Raw genomic sequence first — 19,642 nt, 5'->3', positions numbered from 1 at the left:
ACGGGCCTCAGGAACCCGTGAAATCGAAACAGTCAACGACTGATTTGTCGCTCGAACGGGTGATCCGGTTCACGCTGAGCGAGAGGGCGACTGCACCGCGTGGTGGGGTCGGTAGCATCAAGCACCGGCCCCCCGGGCACGCCTGGCCCGCCCACCGCCGGTCGACGTTGCCGGAGGTGCCCCATGAGCGCAGAGGCCACCAACCCTGTGAGCGCGGCGGAAGCCGCCGTCACCGATGCGACCGTCCGCAGACGGGTACGCGCCAGGATCGATCTGCGTCGGCTCGGCCGCGCGGCCCTGCTCGGCGCCACCGCGGGACCGGCGCCCCGTGACCGGCTGCCGGACGCCATCAGCCATGTGGCGGAAGCGCACCGCGCCCACCACCCCGAGGCCGACCTCACGGTGCTGCGGCGGGCGTACATCCTCGCGGAGTCCTCGCACCGGGGCCAGTTCCGCAAGAGCGGCGAGCCGTACATCACCCACCCGCTCGCGGTGACCCTGATCCTCGCCGAACTCGGCGCGGAGACCACCACCCTGACCGCCTCCCTCCTCCACGACACCGTCGAGGACACCGAGGTGACGCTCGATCAGGTGCGCCGGGAGTTCGGTGAGGAGGTCGCCTACCTCGTCGACGGCGTCACCAAGGTGGAGAAGATCGACTACGGCGCCGCCGCCGAACCCGAGACCTTCCGCAAGATGCTGGTCGCCACCGGCAACGACGTCCGGGTGATGTCGATCAAGCTGGCCGACCGGCTCCACAACATGCGCACGCTCGGGGTGATGCGGCCCGAGAAACAGGCCCGGATCGCCAAGGTCACCCGCGACGTCCTCATCCCGCTCGCCGAACGGCTCGGGGTCCAGGCCCTGAAGACCGAGCTGGAGGATCTCGTCTTCGCCATCCTCCATCCCGAGGAGTACGAGACCACCCGCGCGCTCATCGCCGACAACCCGCACGCCGGTGACGCGCTGCGCGCCGTCGCGGAGCAGGTGTCCGCGGTCCTGCGCGAGGCGGACATCGCGGCCGAAGTCGTCGTCCGCCCGCGGCACTTCGTCTCCGTCCACCGGGTCCGCCTCAAGCGGGGCGAGCTCCGCGGCTGCGACTTCGGGCGGCTGCTCGTCCTGGTCGCCGAGGACGCGGACTGTTACGCGGTCCTCGGCGAGCTCCACACCTGCTTCACCCCCGTGATCTCCGAGTTCAAGGACTTCATCGCGGCCCCCAAGTTCAACCTGTACCAGTCCCTGCACACCGCGATCGCCGCACCGGACGGCGCCGTCGCCGAGGTCCTCATCCGGACGCACCGGATGCACACGGTCGCCGAGGCGGGGGTCGTCGCCCTCGGCAATCCGCACGTCGGCCAGGAACCCGCCGGGCAGCCGGGAGGCGGCCCCTCGGCCACGCCGGGCCGCCCGGACCCCACGGCGCCCGCCTCTCTTGGGCCCGGTGGCACGGCACACGGGCCTGGCGTGGCCCCGGCCTCCGGCGCTTCGTACGGGCCCGGCCCTGCCGACCGTCCCGGCCCCACCCGCCGCCCCGGGACCTCCGACCGTTCCGGGACCTCCGACCATCCCGAGGCCCCGCGTCGACCCAGCCTCACGCGCCCGCGTGGCACCGTCGACCGGCCGGTCTCGGCCGACGGGCCCGACACCACGCCGGACACGCCCGGCAGCCCCCACGGACCCGCCGCCTCCGAGGGGCCCGCCGTCTCCGACGGGCCCGGCATCTCCGCAGTGCCCCGCACCTCCGTCGGATCCGCCGCCTCCGACCAGCCCGGCACCGCTGACGGGCCCGGGACCCCCGCGGTGCCCGGCGGCGCCCATGGTCACGCCGCCGGCGACTGGCTCGGCACCTCCGACCGGCCCGGCGCTACCGACGGACACGCCGCCTCGTACGGATCCGCCGCCTCCGACGGTCCTGCCTCCCACGGTCCTGCCTCCGACGGTCCCGCCTCCCACGGTCCCGCCTCCGACGGCCCGGCCTCCGAAGCCCCCGCCTCCGTCGGTCCCGCCCCCGACCGGCCAGTCACCCCCGTCATGCACGACGCGCCCGGCGCCCTCCACCGACCCGGCACGCCCCGTCTGCCCGTCGCACCCGGCCGGCCCGGCACCCCCCGGCGCCACCCCACCGCCCAGCGACACAACGCCCCCGAGCCCCCCGCCGGCACCCCCGCGTCCGGGTCCGACACCCCCGCGCCCCCGGACCCGGCCCTCCCGACCAGGTCCGGTGCCCCCGCGCCCCCGGATCCGGCCGACGACGGTGAGCGGGTCGACCCCACGCGTCCCGGTTGGCTTTCGCGGCTGCTCGACTGGCAGGAGTCCGCCCCCGATCCCGACACCTTCTGGACCTCGCTCCGTGCCGACCTCGCCGAGGACGACGAGATCACCGTCTTCCGGGCCGACGGCAGCGCCCCCGGCACGATCAGCCTGCCCGCCGGCGCCAGCTGCGTGGACGCGGCGTACGCGCAGCACGGCGAGGCCGCCCACGCCTGCCTCGGCGCCCGCGTCAACGGGCGCCTCGCGCCCCTGAGCACCGTCCTCGGAGACGGCGACACCGTCCAGCTGCTGCTCGCCCAGGACGCCGTGTCCGGGCCGTCCCCGGAATGGCTGGACCACGCCCGTACCCCCGCCGCCCGGATCGCGATCACCCGCTGGCTCGAGGCGCACCCGGAGAGCGCCGCGCCCCCCGCCACCATCACCGATCCGCGCCCGCCGGCCAACATCACCGCCGACCGCCGCCCCGGCGCGGAACTCCACGCCGACCTGGAGGGGGAGCCGCCCGCGGCCGTCCGCCCGGCCGGCTGCTGCACCCCCGTGCCGCCGGACGAGATCACCGGCTTCCGGGTGCGCGGCGGGTCGGTCACCGTCCACCGCGTGGGCTGTGCGGCCGCCGACACCATGCGCAGGCTGGGCCGCGACCCCGTCGCCGTCCGCTGGGGCGACACGGCCCAGGGCAGGGTCACCCTGGTCGCGGAGTCCTTCGGACGGCCCGGTCTCCTCGCCGACCTCACCGAGGCCATCGCCGCCACCGGCGCGGCCGTCGTCTCCGCCAACGTCGAGCCGCCGAGCGAGCAGCGGGTCCGCCACACGTACACCCTCCACCTGCCCGATGTGGGCCGGCTCGCCGCCCTGATGCGGGCGATGCGGGACGTACCGGGGGTGTACGACGTGTCCCGCGCCCGCCACCGGCCGTCTCCGCATCGCCGCCGGGCCTGACCCCGCCGCCACCCCGTGTGACCCCCTTCGGGTGGCGGGCGAGCGCGCCGCCCGGGGGAGCGGGCCAAGCCCTGGTAGCCGTAGGGCCAGTCCTCCGGAAAGGCCTGGCCCATGCCGCTCGTCCGAACACCCCCGCGCCGTGTGCGGTGGCTCCGCTCCGCCGTCCTGGTCGCCGCCTCGGCGGGGCTCGTCGCCGCCGCCCTGCCCGCCCCGGCGCCGCTCGGCATCGGGGACCCCCTCTTCCCGCACCTCGGCAACCCCGGCTACGACGTCCGCGCGTACGACATCGACCTCACCTACCCGGGGGTCAACACCGAACCGCTGACCGCGGTGACCCGGATCGACGCGCTCGCCACCGACGACCTGCAACGGCTCAACCTCGACTTCACCCACGGCTCGGTCTCCGCGGTCACCGTCGACGACCTGCCGGCCGCATACACCACCAGCGGCGAGGACCTGATCGTCACCCCCGCCGTCCCGATCGACGCGGGCGAGCCGATCCAGATCACCGTCACCCACACCAGCGATCCCCGTGGCCCCGTGGACACCGGCGGCTGGGTCCGCACCGGCGACGGTCTCGCGATGGCCAACCAGGCCGACGCCGCCCACCGGGTCTTCCCGTCGAACGACCACCCGGCGGACAAGGCGTACTTCACCTTCCGGATCACCGCCCCCCGCGAGCTCACCGCGGTCGCCAACGGCCTCCCCGCCGGCCGGACCACCCAGGGCGCCACCAGCACCTGGACGTACCGCACGCACCATCCGATGGCCACCGAGCTCGCCCAGGTCTCCATCGGCCGCTCCACCGTCGTGCACCGGTCCGGACCCCACGGCCTGCCCGTCCGCGACGTGGTGCGCACCACCGACCGGGAACTCATGGAGCCCTGGCTGCGCCGGACGCCGGGGCACCTGGAGTGGATGGAGCGGAAGGTGGGCCCGTACCCCTTCGAGACGTACGGCGTGCTCATCGCGGACGCCGAGACGGGATTCGAGCTGGAGACCCAGACGCTCTCGCTCTTCGAGCGCCGCCTGTTCACCGATCCGCGCTACCCCGAGTGGTACGTCGACTCGATCATGGTGCACGAGCTCGCCCACCAGTGGTTCGGCGACAGCGTCTCGCCCCGGACCTGGTCCGACCTGTGGCTCAACGAGGGACACGCCAGCTGGTACGAGGCGCTGTACGCCGAGGAGACCGCCGGCAAGTCACTGGAGCTGCGCATGAAGGCCGCCTACGCCGCCTCGGACGGCTGGCGGGCCGACGGCGGGCCCCCCGCGGCCCCCGAGCCCCCTTCGCCCACCCACAAGATCAGCCTCTTCCGCCCCGTCGTCTACGACGGCAGCGCCCTCGTCCTCTACGCGCTCCGCCAGGAGATCGGCACCGAGGCCTTCCAGCGCCTGGAGCGCCGCTGGGTCGCCGACCACCGGGACGGCACCGCCACGACCGCCAACTTCATCGCCCTGGCCTCGGAGATCGCGGGGCGGGACCTCACCGCCTTCCTCCGCGCCTGGCTGTACGAGGCGAAGACCCCGGCGATGCCCGGGCACCCCGACTGGCGCAGCCGCCCCGTCGAGGAGGCGAAGACCGCCCCGAAACCCGGATGACGGGCCCGGCAGGAGCGTGTCACCATCGTCAGGTCGGCAACGCGGCCGGCGGGCCGGGAATCTTCCGGAGCCCTCACCCGTTGTCACGGCATAAGACTCATCGCCGCGCGGCTTCGCCGAAGCGGACGCGGCAATCGACGTAAGGATCAAATGACCTCCTCTTCTTCCCCTTCCCAGGACGAGCAGAGCTTCGCGGAGACGAGCCGTACCGAGAGCCTTCGGGCCGATGCCCTGATGGAAGAGGACGTCGCCTGGAGCCACGAGATCGACGGAGAGCGGGACGGCGACCAGTTCGACCGCTCCGAGCGCGCGGCACTCCGCCGTGTCGTCGGACTCTCCACCGAACTCGAGGACGTCACCGAGGTCGAGTACCGCCAGCTGCGCCTCGAGCGCGTCGTGCTGGTCGGTGTGTGGACCTCGGGGACCGTCCAGGACGCGGAGAACTCCCTCGCGGAACTCGCGGCCCTCGCCGAGACGGCGGGTGCCCTCGTGCTCGACGGCGTGATCCAGCGCCGTGACAAGCCGGACCCGGCGACGTTCATCGGTTCCGGCAAGGCGCGCGAACTGCGCGACATCGTGGTCGAGACCGGTGCCGACACCGTCGTCTGCGACGGCGAGCTCAGCCCCGGCCAGCTCATCGCCCTCGAAGACGTCGTCAAGGTCAAGGTGGTCGACCGGACCGCCCTGATCCTCGACATCTTCGCCCAGCACGCCAAGTCCCGAGAGGGCAAGGCGCAGGTCGCGCTCGCGCAGATGCAGTACATGCTGCCGCGCCTGCGCGGCTGGGGACAGTCGCTCTCCCGGCAGATGGGTGGCGGCGGCGGTGGCGGCATGGCGACCCGTGGTCCGGGTGAGACCAAGATCGAGACCGACCGGCGCCGCATCCGCGAGAAGATGGCGAAGATGCGCCGGGAGATCGCGGAGATGAAGACCGGCCGCGACATCAAGCGGCAGGAGCGGCGCCGCAACAAGGTGCCGTCGGTCGCCATCGCCGGTTACACCAACGCGGGCAAGTCCTCCCTGCTCAACCGCCTCACCGGCGCGGGCGTGCTCGTGGAGAACGCGCTGTTCGCCACGCTCGACCCGACGGTACGCCGGGCCGAGACGCCCACCGGCCGGGTCTACACCCTGGCCGACACCGTCGGATTCGTCCGGCACCTGCCGCACCACCTGGTCGAGGCGTTCCGCTCCACCATGGAGGAGGTCGCCGAGTCCGACCTCATCCTGCACGTGGTGGACGGCTCGCACCCGGCTCCGGAGGAGCAGCTGGCCGCCGTGCGCGAGGTCTTCCGGGACGTCGGCGCGGTGAACGTGCCGGAGATCGTCGTCGTCAACAAGGCGGACGCGGCCGACCCGCTGGTGCTCCAGCGTCTGCTGCGGATGGAGAAGCACTCCATCGTGGTCTCGGCCCGTTCCGGCCAGGGCATGGAGGAGCTGCTCGCGCTCATCGACTCCGAGCTCCCCCGCCCGCAGGTCGAGCTCGAAGTCCTCGTGCCGTACACGCAGGGCGGGCTGGTCTCGCGGGTGCACGCCGAGGGCGAGGTCGAGTCCGAGGAGCACACCCCGGAGGGCACCCTGCTCAAGGCCCGGGTGCACGAGGAGCTGGCGGCGATGCTCGCGCCGTACGTTCCCGCCGCGCACTGATCCACGGCTGAACGATCGAGGGCGCTGTCCCCTCCCCGTCGGGGGAGGGGACAGCGCCCTCAGTCATGGTGCGGGTCGTGCGTCAGCGGGCGAACTTCTTGCTGACCACCTCGTGGGCCGCCTTGGCGCCCCGGCCCAACTGCGGTCCGGCGAGCCAGCCGTTGCGTCCGGCCGGGCCGATCGAGGTGTTCGACACCAGGGCCGTCTTGCCGTTGGCCATGACGCGGAACCAGCCACCGCCCGAGGAACCGGCGGTCATCGTGCAACCGATCCGGTACATCGTCGGCGTGGCCGGAGCCGTGGTGTACCGCGACGCCCGGTCGAGGCACTTGTGCATGATCATGCCGTTGTACGGCGGCGCCGCCGGGTAGCCCCAGGCGCCCACCGTCCCCGCGGTCCTGGGCGCCGGCGCGGAGAAGTCGACCGGCAGCGCGGCACCGACGGTCTCCTCCAGGGACTTGCCGCCCCGCTGCGGCTTCACGTGCAGCACGGCGTAGTCGTACGGCCAGGCCTGGTTGGACCCGCCGGACCTGATCCACTCACCCGAGGTCACGGCCCAGTCGGCCCAGTACTGGCCGTACGGGTAGACCTCGTGCGGCTTCGCGTTGTTGAGCGCGGCGGGGGACTTGCCCAGGTCGTTGAAGGCCGGGACGAAGGTGATGTTGCGGTACCAGCCGCCCTTCGCGCCCGCGTGGACGCAGTGGCCGGCCGTCCAGACCAGGTTGGACTTCCCGGGCCGACGCGGGTCCTTCACGATGGTGCCGGAGCAGACCATGTGGCCCTGCGGCGAGTCGAAGAAGATCTTGCCCACCGGGGCCGCGTTGCGGTGGTACGGCGTCTTCTCGCGCTGCGCCCTGACGGGGCGGGGCGTCGGGTCGCTGCCGCCGCCGGCCTGCGCGGTGATCGTCGGGTCCGGGCTCTTCGCCGACTGCATGCGCGCCGGGTCCCAGAGCCCCTCGATCACCGGGTTGACGAAGTCCTCGGCCTCACGGAGCCAGGTCTTCGTGTCCCAGTTCTTCCATGCGCCGTCCTTCCACTTGTCCAGGTCGACGCCGTGCTGCTGGAGCTTGTCGGCGAGGTCCTTGGTGAGGTCGGCGCCCCCGTCGCCGGTGGCCGGCGCGGAGGTTTCGGCGGCCGGCTTGTCCGCGGCCGGGGTCTCGGTGGGACCGCAGGCCGTGGCGGTCAGCGCGAGCGCGGTGACCAGGCCGAGAGCGGCTGGTAGGAGTCGTACGGAACGCATGTGGTGAATTCCCCCTGAGATGATTCCGCGTCCGGAACCGGCCACGCCACTTGACGAGTTGTCGTCTTGACGTTGCCATGGACGCGTCACTTGCGGTGCACAGTATGCCGGTCGGACCGACCGGCCCGGACGTGGGGGAGGCGGGGCCCGAAGGCCCCGCCTCGTGCCGCGTGGGCGCCTACTGTCCGGCGTACTTCTTGCTGACCGCGTCGAAGATGGCCTTCGCCTCGGCTCCGAGGCGCGGACCGGCGAGCCAGCCCGCCGACGCCGGGCCGATCGAGGTGTTCGAGACCAGCGCCGGCTGCCCGTCACGGCCCTGGGCGACCCAGCCGCCACCGGACGAACCACCGGTCATGGTGCAGCCGATGCGGTACATCGTCGGCTGCTTCGCCTTCAGGGACAGCCGGCCCGGCTTGTCCTCGCACTGGAACATCTTCTGACCGTCGAACGGCGGCGCCGCCGGGTATCCAGTCGCCTCCATGCTCGCGATCTTCGGCACCGCCGGCGCGTTGAAGTCCACCGGGAGCGCGGAACCGACCGTCTCCTCCAGGGACTTGCCCGTGCCGCCCTTCTCCGGAGTCACCTGGATGACCGCGAAGTCGTAGGGAGCGCCCGCGCCACCGGTGGACGCGCCCTGGGCGATCCACTGGTCGGAGGTCTTGACCCAGTCCGCCCACCACACGCCGTACGGCGCGATCTGCTCCCGCGTCGCCTTCTCGAGGGCCGAGGTCGACAGCGCGGCGTCGTTGTACGAGGGCACGAAGGCGATGTTGCGGTACCAGCCGCCCTTCTTGCCCTTGTGCACGCAGTGGCCGGCCGTCCACACCATGTTCGACTTGCCCGGGTGCGCCGGGTCCTTCACGACGGTGGCCGAGCAGACCATGGAGCCCTCGGGGCCGTCGAAGAAGACCTTCCCGGACTCCGGGGCGTTGGCGTGGTACTTCGGCGACACGGCCTTCGCCCGCACAGGGTCCGGCGTCGGGTCGGTCACGCCCGCGTCTCCGGAGATGTCCTCCTCCCCGACCGGCTGGTCGGGGCGCTCGGCGTCCCGCATCCGGTCCGGGTCCCAGAGGCCCTCGATGATCGGGTTGACGAAGTCCTTGGCCTCACGCAGCCACTTGTCGCGGTCCCAGTTCCTCCACTCGCCGTCGCGCCACTTGTCGACGTCGATCCCGTGCTCCTTCAGACGGTCCTTCAGGTCCTCCGGAATCTTGATCTTGTCGGCCGGGTTCTGGACGGTCGCGGGCGCGCTGGGCTTGTCTCCCGCGTTCTCCTCGCTCGGCCCGCAGGCCGTGGCGGTGAGCGTCAGCGCCGCGACGGCGGAAGCCGCCGTCAGCAGCGGACGAATCGATCGCATCTCGTGATCCCCCTGGGACTACGTCAACTTGTGCATGGACGAACAGCGGTCGTGCCCGCGTACGGACGGCGACCGACGGCCCCCACTATGCCGGTGCCGGAGGGGACGGTACGCGGCCGGTCGGCGGTTCCGGTCATCGCTCGGCCGTTGCCGTGCCGTGATCCGGGACACGCCAAGTTCTTGCCTCCGGCCCGTGATCCGCGGCAGTTCGCGTCGTTGGTACGTACGGGGGACACGTCGGTGCCGCTCAGGGAGACCCTTGCGGCGGCTCCACGACGTCCCGATGTGCAACGCAACCGTTACAGCGGGAGGACACCGAGTCGTGGCCGTGACCGAATCAGCTCCGGCCGTCCCACCGGCCCCACGGACGCAACCCCGGACACCGGACGGCCCCGAACAGGAGACTCCGGACAGCGAGGCTCCGGACCACGGAGTTCCGGACCACGGAGTTCCGGCCCGCATGCTTCTGGACCGCGGAGCTCGGGACCATGGGGTTCGGGACCACGGGGGTCCGGACCATGGGGTTCGGGAGGACCCTGGTGTTCGGGACGGTGGAGTCACGGACGCGCGGTGCGGCGGATACGAGGGCATCCTGCGCCGGCAGTCCCTGCGTGAATCCGCAGCCCGCACCTACGCCCGCTCGCTGCCCATCGTGCCCGTACGGGCACGAGGGCTGACCATCGAGGGTGCCGACGGCCGCCGCTATCTGGACTGTCTCTCCGGCGCGGGGACGCTCGCCCTCGGGCACAACCACCCCGTCGTCCTGGAAGCCATCAAGAAGGTCCTCGACTCGGGCGCCCCCCTGCACGTGCTCGACCTGGCCACACCGGTGAAGGACGCGTTCACCTCCGAACTCTTCGCCACTCTGCCGGGCGCCCTCGCCGACGACGCCCGCGTCCAGTTCTGCGGCCCCGCGGGCACGGACGCCGTCGAGGCGGCCCTCAAGCTCGTCCGCACCGCCACCGGCCGCAGCGGTCTGCTCGCCTTCACCGGCGCCTACCACGGCATGACGGCCGGCGCCCTCGCCGCGTCGGGCGGAGCGACCGACGTCAGCGTCACCCGGCTGCCCTACCCCCAGCAGTACCGCTGCCCCTTCGGCGTCGGCGGCGCCCGCGGCGCCGAACTCGCGGCCCACTGGACCGAGCACCTCCTCGACGACCCCAAGAGCGGTGTCCCCGCCCCCGCCGGAATGATCGTCGAGGCCGTCCAGGGCGAAGGCGGGGTCATCCCCGCTCCCGACGACTGGCTGCGCCGGATGCGCCGGATCACGGCCGACCGCTCCATCCCGCTCGTCGTCGACGAGGTCCAGACCGGCGTGGGCCGCACCGGCGCGTTCTGGGCGGTCGAGCACAGCGGCGTCGTGCCCGACGTGATGGTCCTCTCCAAGGCCATCGGCGGCTCCCTTCCCCTCGCCGTCATCGTCTACAGGTCCGAACTCGACGCCTGGCAACCCGGCGCGCACGCGGGCACGTTCCGCGGCAACCAACTCGCCATGGCCGCCGGCACGGCCACCCTCGCGTACGTCCGCGAGAACAAGCTCGCCGAGCGGGCCGGCACCCTCGGCGCCCGCATCCTCGGCCGACTCCAGGGCCTCGCCACCGCCCACCCCTGCGTCGGCGACGTCCGCGGCCGGGGCCTGATGATCGGCGTCGAACTCGTCGATCCCGACGCGGCGGGTCCCGGCGACCTCGTCCCGCCCGCCGCCCCCGCCCTGGCCCTCGCCGTCCAGCAGGAGTGCCTCGCCCGCGGGCTCATCGTCGAACTCGGCGGCCGCCACTCCGCAGTGGTCCGGCTCCTGCCCCCGCTCACCCTCACCGACGAGCAGGCCACCGCCGTCCTGGACCGCTTCGCCGACGCCCTGGCCGCCGCCGAACGGGCCCACACCCCCCCGCTGCCCGCCGTCCGCCGGGCCTCGGCCCCCCGGACCGCCCCCGGGCCGTCCCACTGACCCGGACCGCCCCCGGCCCCACCCCAAGGAAGCCCGTGAACGCCACGCCCCCCTCCCCGGCGCCCGAGACCGAGGCCCCCCGCGCCATCCAGGAACTCACCCCCCGAGCCCTCACCCCTGACGTACCCGGCACCCCCCTCCCGTCCTCCGAGGCACCGGCTCCCCAGGCACCCCACGGGCCGGAGACGGCGCCGACCGGGCGAGTCCAGGGGCCCGGCGGGTCCTCCGAGCCCGGTGCCGACCCCACCGTCCCGCGCCAGCACACCGGCCCGTACGACCCCCGGCCGCACCGCCCGGGAACCGTCGCCGACCCCCTCGACGACCCGGACCCGCAGCGCGCCGCCGACGCGGCCACCATCGAGAACCTCCTCCGCTGCTGGGTCCGGGAGAAGAACCTGCCGGCCCCCGGCTCGGCCACCCTGCGCGTCGCTCTCGACGCCAGCGGCACCGCCCTCCTCGTCCCCGTCCTGTACTGGTCGCCCACCGGCTGGCACCGCTTCGGAGCCCCCGCCCTCGAAGGACTCCCGGTGACGGCACCGACCGTCGACGCCGTGACCGTGGCCGCCCTGCTCAGCCGGGAGACCGGCCGCCCCGAGGGCACCGAACTCGTCGGCAGGGTCGCCGACTCCGCCCGCCGCACCGCCGACTTCCTCATCGAGCGCCGTCGGAGTCCCCAGCCGCACCCGGACGCCGACCTCTTCCTCGCCGCCGAACAGTCCCTGCTGCTCGGCCACCCCCTCCATCCCACGTCCAAGAGCCGCGAAGGCCTCTCCGAGGCCGAGGCCCGGCTCTACTCACCCGAACTGCACGGCTCCTTCCCGCTCCACTGGCTCGCCGTCGACTCCTTCCTGCTGGCCTCCGACTCCGGCTGGACCGAGCAGGGCCGGCCCGTCAGCGCGGAGCAGCTCGCCACCGGCCTCGCCGAAGGGCTCACGCTCCCCCTCGGCACCGCACCCCTGCCCGTCCACCCCTGGCAGGCCCGCGAACTCCTGCACCGCCCCGACATCCGCGCCCTCCTCGACGCCGGGCTCCTGCACGACCTCGGTCTCCACGGCAGCCCCTGGCACCCCACCTCCTCCGTCCGTACCGTGCACCGCCCCGGCGCGCGGGCCATGCTCAAGCTCTCCCTCGGCCTACGGATCACCAACTCCCGGCGCGAGAACCTCCGCAAGGAACTCCACCGGGGCGTCGAGGTCCACCGCCTGCTCCGCACCGGCCTCGTAGACGAGTGGCAGGCCGCCCACCCGGGCTTCGACATCGTCCGCGACCCCGCCTGGCTCGCCGTCGACACCCCGGAGGGAACCCCCGTTCCCGGACTCGACGTCATGATCCGCCACAACCCCTTCGGGCCCGGCGACGACGCCGTCTGCATCGCCTCCCTCACCGCCCCCCGTCCCTGGCCGGGAGCCACCACCATGCGCTCCCGCCTCGCCGACGTCATCGGCCGCCTCGCCTCCCGCACCGGCCGCCCCCTCACCGCCGTCTCCGCCGAGTGGTTCCTCCGCTACCTCGACCACGTCGTGCGCCCCGTCCTCTGGCTCGACGGCCACGCCGGCATCGCCCTGGAAGCCCACCAGCAGAACACCCTGGTCCTTCTCGACCCCGACGGTTGGCCCGTCGGCGGCCGATACCGCGACAACCAGGGGTACTACTTCCGTGAGTCGCACCGGGGCGAGCTGGAGAGCCGTCTCCCCGGCATCGGCGCCGACAGCGACACCTTCGTCTCCGACCAGGTCACCGACGAGCGCTTCGCCTACTACCTCGGCATCAACAACGTCCTCGGTCTGATCGGCGCCTTCGGGTCCCAGCACCTCGCCGACGAGCGCGTCCTGCTCGCCGCCTTCCGCAGCTTCCTCACCGCCGCCACCAGCCTGGGCTCACCCCTGCCGCACCGGCTCCTGGAAGCCGCGACCCTGCGCAGCAAGGCCAACCTCCTCACCCGCCTCCACGGCATGGACGAACTCGTCGGACCCGTCGACACCCAGTCCGTCTACGTCACCGTCACCAACCCCCTCCGTCCCTGAGCCCGCCTGCCCGCCGACGCCCCACGCCCGCCCGCACCGCCGAGAGGAGAGCGACACCGTGTCATCCACCCGACCGTCGGCCGACCCGCCCGGCGACGACACCCTCGACCTGAGGCTCGACGACCTCGTCGCCTTCCTCGAAGGCGGTCATCTCGAGGCCGAGATCCTCGACGGCGACCTGCTGGACTCCATCGCCTCCTGGAACCCGTCCGACACCCCCGCCGGCACCTTCCGGCTCGTCCCCGTACGACTCGAAAGGGACCTGCCGCTCCTCACCCGCTGGATGAACGACCCCGCGGTCGCCGCCTTCTGGGAGCTCGCCGGACCGGAGACCGTCACCGCCGAACACCTGCTCGCCCAGATCGAAGGCGACGGCCGCAGCGTCCCCTGCCTCGGCGTGCTCGACTCCACCCCCATGAGCTACTTCGAGATCTACCGCGCCGACCTCGACCCGCTCGCCCGGCACTACCCGGCACGCCCCCACGACACCGGTATCCATCTGCTGATCGGAGGCATCACCGACCGGGGCCGCGGCATGGGCTCCACCCTTCTGCGCGCCGTCGCCGATCTCGTCCTCGACCACCGGCCCCGATGCACCCGCGTCGTCGCCGAACCCGACATCCGCAACACCCCCTCCGTCTCAGCCTTCCTCAGCGGCGGCTTCCGCTACGCGGCGGAAGTCGACCTCCCCGACAAGCGAGCGGCGCTCATGATGCGTGACCGCGCTCTCCGTCACGTTCTGTGACAACCCTCTGTCTTCTATACACCGCTCGGCCCACAGCGGTTCCCACCCCGAGGAGTCCTCGTGTCGACGTCCCCTGCACCCCACGACTCCGCTCAGCCCACAGCGCCCGCCTCGGCCCCGACAGACGGTGCGGCGCCCGCATCCGAGCTGCTCACGCCCCCCGAGCTGAATGCCGCCGCCTGGACCCGGGCGTCGATCCGCCTCCTCACCAAGGCCCTCGCCGAGTTCGCGTACGAGGAGATCGTCGAGCCCGTCCCCACGGCCGACGACGCGCCCGACAGCCACGCCCTGCGGCTCGACGACGGGTCCCTCCTCACCTTCAGTGCCCGCCGCGGCGCCTACGGCAGCTGGTACATCGCCCCGGGCTCCCTCATCCACCAGGGCCGGCCCATGACCGACCCCCTCGACTTCCTGGTCCGCGCCCGCGACCTCCTCCGGCTCGACGGCGCTACCCTCGGACACCTCATCCGCGAGCTCTCCGCCACCCTCGCCGCCGACGCCCGCCTCGACCACACGGCGCTCACGGCCGACCGACTCGCCGACCTCTCCTACGCGGAACTCGAAGGCCACCAGACCGGCCACCCCTGGCTCGTTCTCAACAAGGGGCGCATCGGCTTCTCCGCCACCGACGCCGCCCGCTGGGCTCCCGAAGCCCGACGCGCCACGCCCCTGCCCTGGATCGCCGTCAGCCACCGTCTCGCCGCCTACCGAGGAGTGGTCGGCCTCGAAACCCCCGACCTGCTCTACGCCCAGGAGCTCGACCCCGAGGTCCACGCCGCCTTCCGCGCCCAGCTGGCCGCCCGCGGCCACGCACCCGACGACTACCTCCTGCTGCCCGTCCACCCCTGGCAGTGGGACGAGGTCCTGCTCCCCCTCTACGCCCCCGCCGTCGCCGCCGGGACCATCGTCCCGCTCGGGACCGACGGCGACCTCCGGCTGCCGCAGCAGTCGGTCCGTACCTTCCTCAACACCAGCCGCCCCGACCGGCACACGGTCAAACTCCCGCTCTCCGTGCTCAACACCCTCGTCTGGCGCGGCCTGCCCACCGAACGGACCCTCGCCGCACCGGCCGTCACCGCCTGGGTCCACGGACTGCGCGAAGCCGATCCGTTCCTGCGGGACGAGTGCCGGGTGGTCCTCCTCGGCGAGGTCGCCTCCGTGACGGTCGAGCACCCCCTGTACGACCGGCTGCCCGAAGTCCCGTACCAGTACAAGGAACTCCTGGGCGCGATCTGGCGCGAACCGCTCCGGCTGCCCCCGGGCGAACGGGCCCGCACGCTGGCCTCCCTGCTCCACACCGACCCCGACGGGCGGGCGTTCGTGGCGGAACTCGTCGAGCGCTCCGGACTCGCCCCCGCCGTCTGGCTCCGACACCTCTTCGCGGCTCTGCTGCCGCCGCTGCTGCACTTCCTCTACCGGTACGGCACGGTCTTCTCCCCGCACGGCGAGAACGCCATCGTCGTCTACGACGGCGACGACGTTCCCGTACGCCTGGCGATCAAGGACTTCGTCGACGACGTGAACATCAGCGCGCGGCCCGTCCCCGAGCACGACACCCTGCCGGACGACGTCCGCGCCGTCCTCCTGACCGAAGCACCGGACTTCCTCGTCCAGTTCATCCATTCGGGGCTCTTCGTCGGCGTCTTCCGCTACCTGGCGCCGCTCTGCGAGGAGCAACTCGACGTCCCCGAGACGCAATTCTGGGCCCTCGTCCGCGCGGAGATCCTCCGCCACCAGGCGCGCTTCCCCGAGCTGAAGGAACGGTTCGAGCTCTTCGACCTCCTCACCCCCCGGATCGAGCGGCTCTGCCTCAACCGCAACCGTCTGCACCTGGACGGCTACAGGGACCGCCCGGAGCGCCCGCACGCCGCTGTCCACGGCACCGTTCCCAATCCGCTCGCGTGAGGCGCGCGCGTGCTCTCGCTGTCAGTGGCGCCCCGTAGGCTGAGAGGGCTATGACGAAGCCATCCCTCCCCGACCTCCTCCACGCCGCCGTCACCGCCGTCGGCGGCACGGAGCGGCCCGGCCAGGTCACCATGGCCGAGGCCGTGGCCGAGGCCATCGACGACAACTCCCACCTCCTCGTCCAGGCCGGCACCGGCACGGGCAAGTCCCTCGGCTACCTGGTGCCGGCGCTGGCGCAGGGGGAGCGGGTGGTGGTGGCGACCGCCACCCTGGCGCTGCAGCGCCAGCTCGTCGAGCGCGATCTTCCGCGGACGGTCGACGCGCTGCATCCGCAGCTGCGGCGCCGCCCGCAGTTCGCCATGCTCAAGGGCCGGTCGAACTACCTGTGCCTGCACCGGCTCCACGAAGGCGTGCCGCAGGACGAGGAGGACGGTCTCTTCGACCCCTTCGAAGCGGCCGCACCCACGAGCAAGCTCGGCCAGGACCTGATGCGGCTCCGGGACTGGTCGGACGAGACGGAGACCGGCGACCGGGACGACCTGACGCCGGGTGTCTCCGACAAGGCCTGGGCCCAGGTCTCGGTCTCCTCCCGGGAGTGCCTCGGCGCGAGCAAGTGCGCGTACGGGGCGGAGTGCTTCGCCGAGGCGGCGCGTGAGCGCGCCAAGCTCGCCGACGTCGTCGTCACCAACCACGCCCTGCTCGCCATCGACGCCATCGAGGGGGCGCCGGTGCTCCCGCAGCATGAGGTGCTGATCGTCGACGAGGCGCACGAGCTGGTCTCCCGGGTCACCGGTGTGGCCACGGGCGAGCTCACGCCCGGCCAGGTCAACCGTGCCGTGCGCCGGTCCGCGAAGCTGGTCGACGAGAAGATCGCCGACCAGCTGCAGACCGCCGCGGAGGGCTTCGAGCGGGTCATGGAGCTGGCTCTGCCGGGTCGCCTCGAGGAGATCCCGGAGGACCTCGCGTACGCCCTGATGGCGCTGCGGGACGCGGCCCGGGCGGTGATCTCGGCCCTGGGCTCGACCCGTGACCGGTCCGTGCAGGACGAGGACGCCGTACGCAAGCAGGCCATGGCCTCCGTGGAGACCGTCCATGGCGTCGCCGAGCGGATCACGCAGGGCTCGGAGTACGACGTCGTCTGGTACGAGCGGCACGACCGTTTCGGGGCGTCGGTGCGGGTCGCGCCGATGACCGTGTCGGGGCTGTTGCGGGAGAAGCTGTTCTCGGAGCGGTCCGTGGTCCTGGCCTCGGCCACGCTCAAGCTGGGCGGTGACTTCAACGGCGTGGGTGCCTCTCTCGGACTGGCTCCCGAGGGCACCACGGGCGATGACCTGCCCGTCTGGAAGGGCATCGACGTCGGCTCCCCGTTCGACTACCCGAAGCAGGGCATCCTCTACGTCGCGAAGCATCTCTCCCGTCCCGCCCGTGACGGGGACCGCGGCGACATGCTGGACGAGCTGACCGAGCTGATGCAGGCGGCCGGCGGGCGGACCCTGGGTCTGTTCTCGTCCATGCGCGCGGCGCAGCAGGCCGCGGAGGAACTGCGGATCCGGGTGCCGGAGCTGCCGATCCTGCTCCAGGGCGAGGACACTCTGGGCGAGCTGATCAAGAACTTCGCGGCCGACCCGAAGACGTGTCTCTTCGGGACGCTGTCGCTCTGGCAGGGCGTGGACGTGCCGGGGGCCAGCTGTCAGCTGGTCGTGATGGACAAGATCCCGTTCCCCCGTCCGGACGACCCGCTGATGAGCGCCCGCCAGAAGGCCGTCGAGGAGGCGGGCGGCAACGGCTTCATGGCGGTCGCGGCGACCCACGCGGCCCTGTTGATGGCACAGGGCGCCGGCCGGCTGGTGCGGGCGACGGGCGACCGGGGTGTCGTGGCGGTTCTCGACCCGCGTCTGGCGACGGCCAGGTACGGGAGCTACCTCAAGGCCTCGCTGCCGGACTTCTGGTACACGACCGACCGCAACCAGGTGCGGAAGTCGCTCGCGGCCATCGATGCCGCGTCGAAGGCCGCGGGCCTCTGAGTCCACCCGCTGCCTGGCCCTGGGCCGCGCTCCGGGCCCGCCCGGACACGGCAGGGCCCCGGGACCGGCGCAGGGGTCCCGGGGCCCGGTCAGAGCCGGCGAGGTCAGACCCGCCGCAGCACCGCCACGACCTTGCCGAGGATGGTGGCCTCGTCGCCGGGGATCGGCTGGTACGCCGCGTTGTGCGGCAGCAGCCAGACGTGGCCGTCCTCGCGCTTGAAGCGCTTGACCGTGGCCTCGCCGTCCAGCATGGCGGCCACGATGTCGCCGTTCTCCGCGACCGGCTGGCGGCGGACGGTGACCCAGTCGCCGTCACAGATGGCGGCCTCGATCATCGAGTCGCCGACGACCTTGAGGACGAAGAGCTCGCCGTCCCCCACCAGCTGCCGGGGCAGGGGGAAGACGTCCTCGACGGACTCCTCCGCCAGGATCGGACCACCGGCGGCGATCCGGCCGACCAGAGGTACGTACGAGGCGGCGGGCTTGCCCGTGGTGTCCGTGGGCTGGGTGCTCGGCTGGTCGGAGCCCCGCACTTCGTACGCGCGCGGCCGGTGCGGGTCGCGGCGGAGGAAGCCCTTGCGCTCCAGCGCCATGAGCTGGTGCGCCACCGAAGAGGTGCTGGAGAGGCCGACCGCCTGCCCGATCTCGCGCATCGACGGCGGGTAGCCGCGCCGCTGGACCGAGTCGCGGATGACTTCGATGACCCTGCGCTGCCGGTCGGTGAGACCGGAGCTGTCGGCGCGGATGCCTGGAGGTCGCCCGGGGAGGGCGCGGGCAGGTCGCCCGGGCTCCTCGCCGTTCATGCTCACTTCATTCATGGCGTGCACCGGCTCGAGTCGGCCCTGGGAGCGGTCCTGGGCGGTGATGGTGGCACTGTCTGCGGTGGTGGTCACGTCGTCGGCCCCTCTCGAATGGTCTCCCTGGCTGGCACAACGGTAGTGGCTTTCGAAAGGTTGCGCCAAACACACGTTCGAGTGAAAATTCGCAGATTGCCTTACGTCTGTTCGCATACGGGTGTATGAGCACACTCGCACCGTCGGTCGAATCGGACGCTACGGTAGCCTTCGCCGCTGGGCCGCGGGCATCCGGTGCTCCCCTTCAGTGTCGCACCCGGGGGCGGATATCCCGGGAGTGGGCGCGCCGCGACACGCGGAGTGCCTCGAAGCACCTCCAACCCAAGATCTAGTGGTTGGATGGCACCGGCCACCCAGGGGTAGTGGTCCCCGGTCTGCCGGGGGTGCACGCATCGCCTATGCTGGTGGTCGCTTCGCAGGGCCTTGACGGGCCGGGCGAGGTTCACCAGTCGTGCCGTGAGGGAGGGTCGGAACCAATGCACTGCCCCTTCTGCAGGCACCCCGACAGTCGTGTCGTCGACAGTCGCACCACCGACGACGGGACGTCGATCCGGCGCCGTCGCCAGTGCCCTGACTGCTCCCGTCGTTTCACGACGGTGGAGACGTGCTCGCTCATGGTGGTGAAGCGCTCCGGAGTCACCGAGCCCTTCAGCCGTACCAAGGTCATCTCCGGAGTACGCAAGGCGTGCCAGGGGCGACCGGTCACCGAGGACGCCCTCGCCAAGCTCGGCCAGCGGGTCGAGGAGGCGGTGCGCGCCACCGGCAGCGCCGAGCTGACCACCCATGACGTGGGTCTGGCCATCCTCGGCCCGTTGCAGGAACTCGACCTCGTCGCGTACCTGCGCTTCGCGTCCGTGTACAAGGCTTTCGACAGCCTCGAAGACTTCGAGGCCGCCATCGTGGAACTCCGCGTGCGGCCTCCCGCTGAGAACCGCGGGACCGGTGCGACCCCTGAGGTCCCCGTTCCCGCCACCGCCGCCGACTGACCGGCGGTCCGGGCCGACGGCGCCCGGCAGCCGGCCGCCGCGCGGCCTGGCAGACGTGCCACGAGTGATCCCTCGTGACGCTTGTGGCAGCAGTACAGAACGA

The 19,642-nt window shown here is 72.5% G+C and carries 12 protein-coding genes; 9 read left to right on the top strand and 3 right to left on the bottom strand.

The annotated features are described in order from the left end of the window. The first annotated feature begins 183 nt into the window (after positions 1-183). The 3 genes from AMK29_RS37530 to hflX all read left to right on the top strand — a co-directional run bounded on the left by AMK29_RS37530 (position 184) and on the right by hflX (position 6,456). Positions 184-3,210 carry an HD domain-containing protein gene (locus AMK29_RS37530; protein ID WP_079197232.1) on the top strand — a complete coding sequence of 1,009 codons (3,027 nt, stop codon included), beginning with the start codon at positions 184-186 and terminating at the stop codon, positions 3,208-3,210. Between the two features lie 111 nt (positions 3,211-3,321). Continuing rightward, complete coding sequence (locus AMK29_RS32785; protein ID WP_073819702.1) at positions 3,322-4,812, top strand: M1 family metallopeptidase; 1,491 nt, start codon at positions 3,322-3,324, stop codon at positions 4,810-4,812. 150 nt (positions 4,813-4,962) lie between these two features. Next, a complete protein-coding gene (hflX, locus tag AMK29_RS32780; RefSeq protein ID WP_073819701.1) occupies positions 4,963-6,456 on the top strand; it encodes a GTPase HflX in 1,494 nt (497 codons plus the stop codon). A gap of 82 nt (positions 6,457-6,538) precedes the next feature. On the opposite strand, the gene AMK29_RS32775 is transcribed toward hflX, so the two are convergent. Both AMK29_RS32775 and AMK29_RS32770 read right to left on the bottom strand, forming a co-directional pair. Further along, complete coding sequence (locus tag AMK29_RS32775; protein ID WP_073819700.1) at positions 6,539-7,696, bottom strand: trypsin-like serine peptidase; 1,158 nt, start codon at positions 7,694-7,696, stop codon at positions 6,539-6,541. Between the two features lie 178 nt (positions 7,697-7,874). Then, positions 7,875-9,053, bottom strand: a complete 1,179-nt coding sequence (locus tag AMK29_RS32770) for a trypsin-like serine peptidase (protein WP_198942377.1) — start codon at positions 9,051-9,053, stop codon at positions 7,875-7,877. Positions 9,054-9,642: 589 nt separating this feature from the next. Here AMK29_RS32770 and AMK29_RS32765 point away from each other — a divergent pair. Genes AMK29_RS32765 through AMK29_RS32745 form a run of 5 tightly spaced genes read left to right on the top strand, consistent with a single transcriptional unit; the run spans position 9,643 to position 17,699 of the window. Beyond that, positions 9,643-11,001, top strand: coding sequence for a diaminobutyrate--2-oxoglutarate transaminase family protein (locus tag AMK29_RS32765; protein ID WP_073819760.1), 1,359 nt, complete (start codon positions 9,643-9,645; stop codon positions 10,999-11,001). A gap of 35 nt (positions 11,002-11,036) precedes the next feature. Further along, positions 11,037-13,025, top strand: a complete 1,989-nt coding sequence (locus AMK29_RS32760; RefSeq protein ID WP_241845800.1) for an IucA/IucC family protein — start codon at positions 11,037-11,039, stop codon at positions 13,023-13,025. Between the two features lie 58 nt (positions 13,026-13,083). Next, a complete protein-coding gene (locus tag AMK29_RS32755) occupies positions 13,084-13,770 on the top strand; it encodes a GNAT family N-acetyltransferase (protein ID WP_073819699.1) in 687 nt (228 codons plus the stop codon). Between the two features lie 60 nt (positions 13,771-13,830). Further along, positions 13,831-15,675: an IucA/IucC family protein gene (locus AMK29_RS32750; RefSeq protein WP_079197231.1), complete on the top strand. Its 1,845-nt coding sequence runs from the start codon at positions 13,831-13,833 to the stop codon at positions 15,673-15,675. Between the two features lie 50 nt (positions 15,676-15,725). Next, positions 15,726-17,699, top strand: coding sequence for an ATP-dependent DNA helicase (locus tag AMK29_RS32745; RefSeq protein ID WP_073819698.1), 1,974 nt, complete (start codon positions 15,726-15,728; stop codon positions 17,697-17,699). 104 nt (positions 17,700-17,803) lie between these two features. Here the strand turns inward: AMK29_RS32745 and lexA are convergent, their stop codons facing one another. Further along, positions 17,804-18,592: a transcriptional repressor LexA gene (gene lexA / locus AMK29_RS32740; protein ID WP_073819697.1), complete on the bottom strand. Its 789-nt coding sequence runs from the start codon at positions 18,590-18,592 to the stop codon at positions 17,804-17,806. Between the two features lie 437 nt (positions 18,593-19,029). Between lexA and nrdR the strand changes: the two genes are divergently transcribed. Further along, positions 19,030-19,539 (top strand): transcriptional regulator NrdR, encoded by a 510-nt coding sequence (gene nrdR, locus AMK29_RS32735; protein WP_073819696.1) that lies wholly within the window; start codon positions 19,030-19,032, stop codon positions 19,537-19,539. The last annotated feature ends 103 nt before the right edge of the window (positions 19,540-19,642 follow it).

This window comes from Streptomyces sp. CB02261 (assembly GCF_001905665.1).
In the GTDB taxonomy this organism is placed as follows: Bacteria; Actinomycetota; Actinomycetes; order Streptomycetales; family Streptomycetaceae; genus Streptomyces.
The sequence above is the reverse complement of the archived record's forward strand: the minus strand, read 5'-3'. Positions and strand labels throughout refer to the sequence as shown.

Excerpts from the sequence above, each read along its gene's own strand:
- nrdR (WP_073819696.1), top strand. The coding sequence starts at position 19,030 with ATGCACTGCCCCTTCTGCAGGCACCCCGACAGTCGTGTCGTCGACAGT.
- AMK29_RS32775 (WP_073819700.1), bottom strand. The coding sequence starts at position 7,696 with ATGCGTTCCGTACGACTCCTACCAGCCGCTCTCGGCCTGGTCACCGCG.
- AMK29_RS32745 (WP_073819698.1), top strand. The coding sequence starts at position 15,726 with ATGACGAAGCCATCCCTCCCCGACCTCCTCCACGCCGCCGTCACCGCC.
- AMK29_RS37530 (WP_079197232.1), top strand. The coding sequence starts at position 184 with ATGAGCGCAGAGGCCACCAACCCTGTGAGCGCGGCGGAAGCCGCCGTC.
- AMK29_RS32770 (WP_198942377.1), bottom strand. The coding sequence starts at position 9,053 with ATGCGATCGATTCGTCCGCTGCTGACGGCGGCTTCCGCCGTCGCGGCG.
- AMK29_RS32785 (WP_073819702.1), top strand. The coding sequence starts at position 3,322 with ATGCCGCTCGTCCGAACACCCCCGCGCCGTGTGCGGTGGCTCCGCTCC.
- hflX (WP_073819701.1), top strand. The coding sequence starts at position 4,963 with ATGACCTCCTCTTCTTCCCCTTCCCAGGACGAGCAGAGCTTCGCGGAG.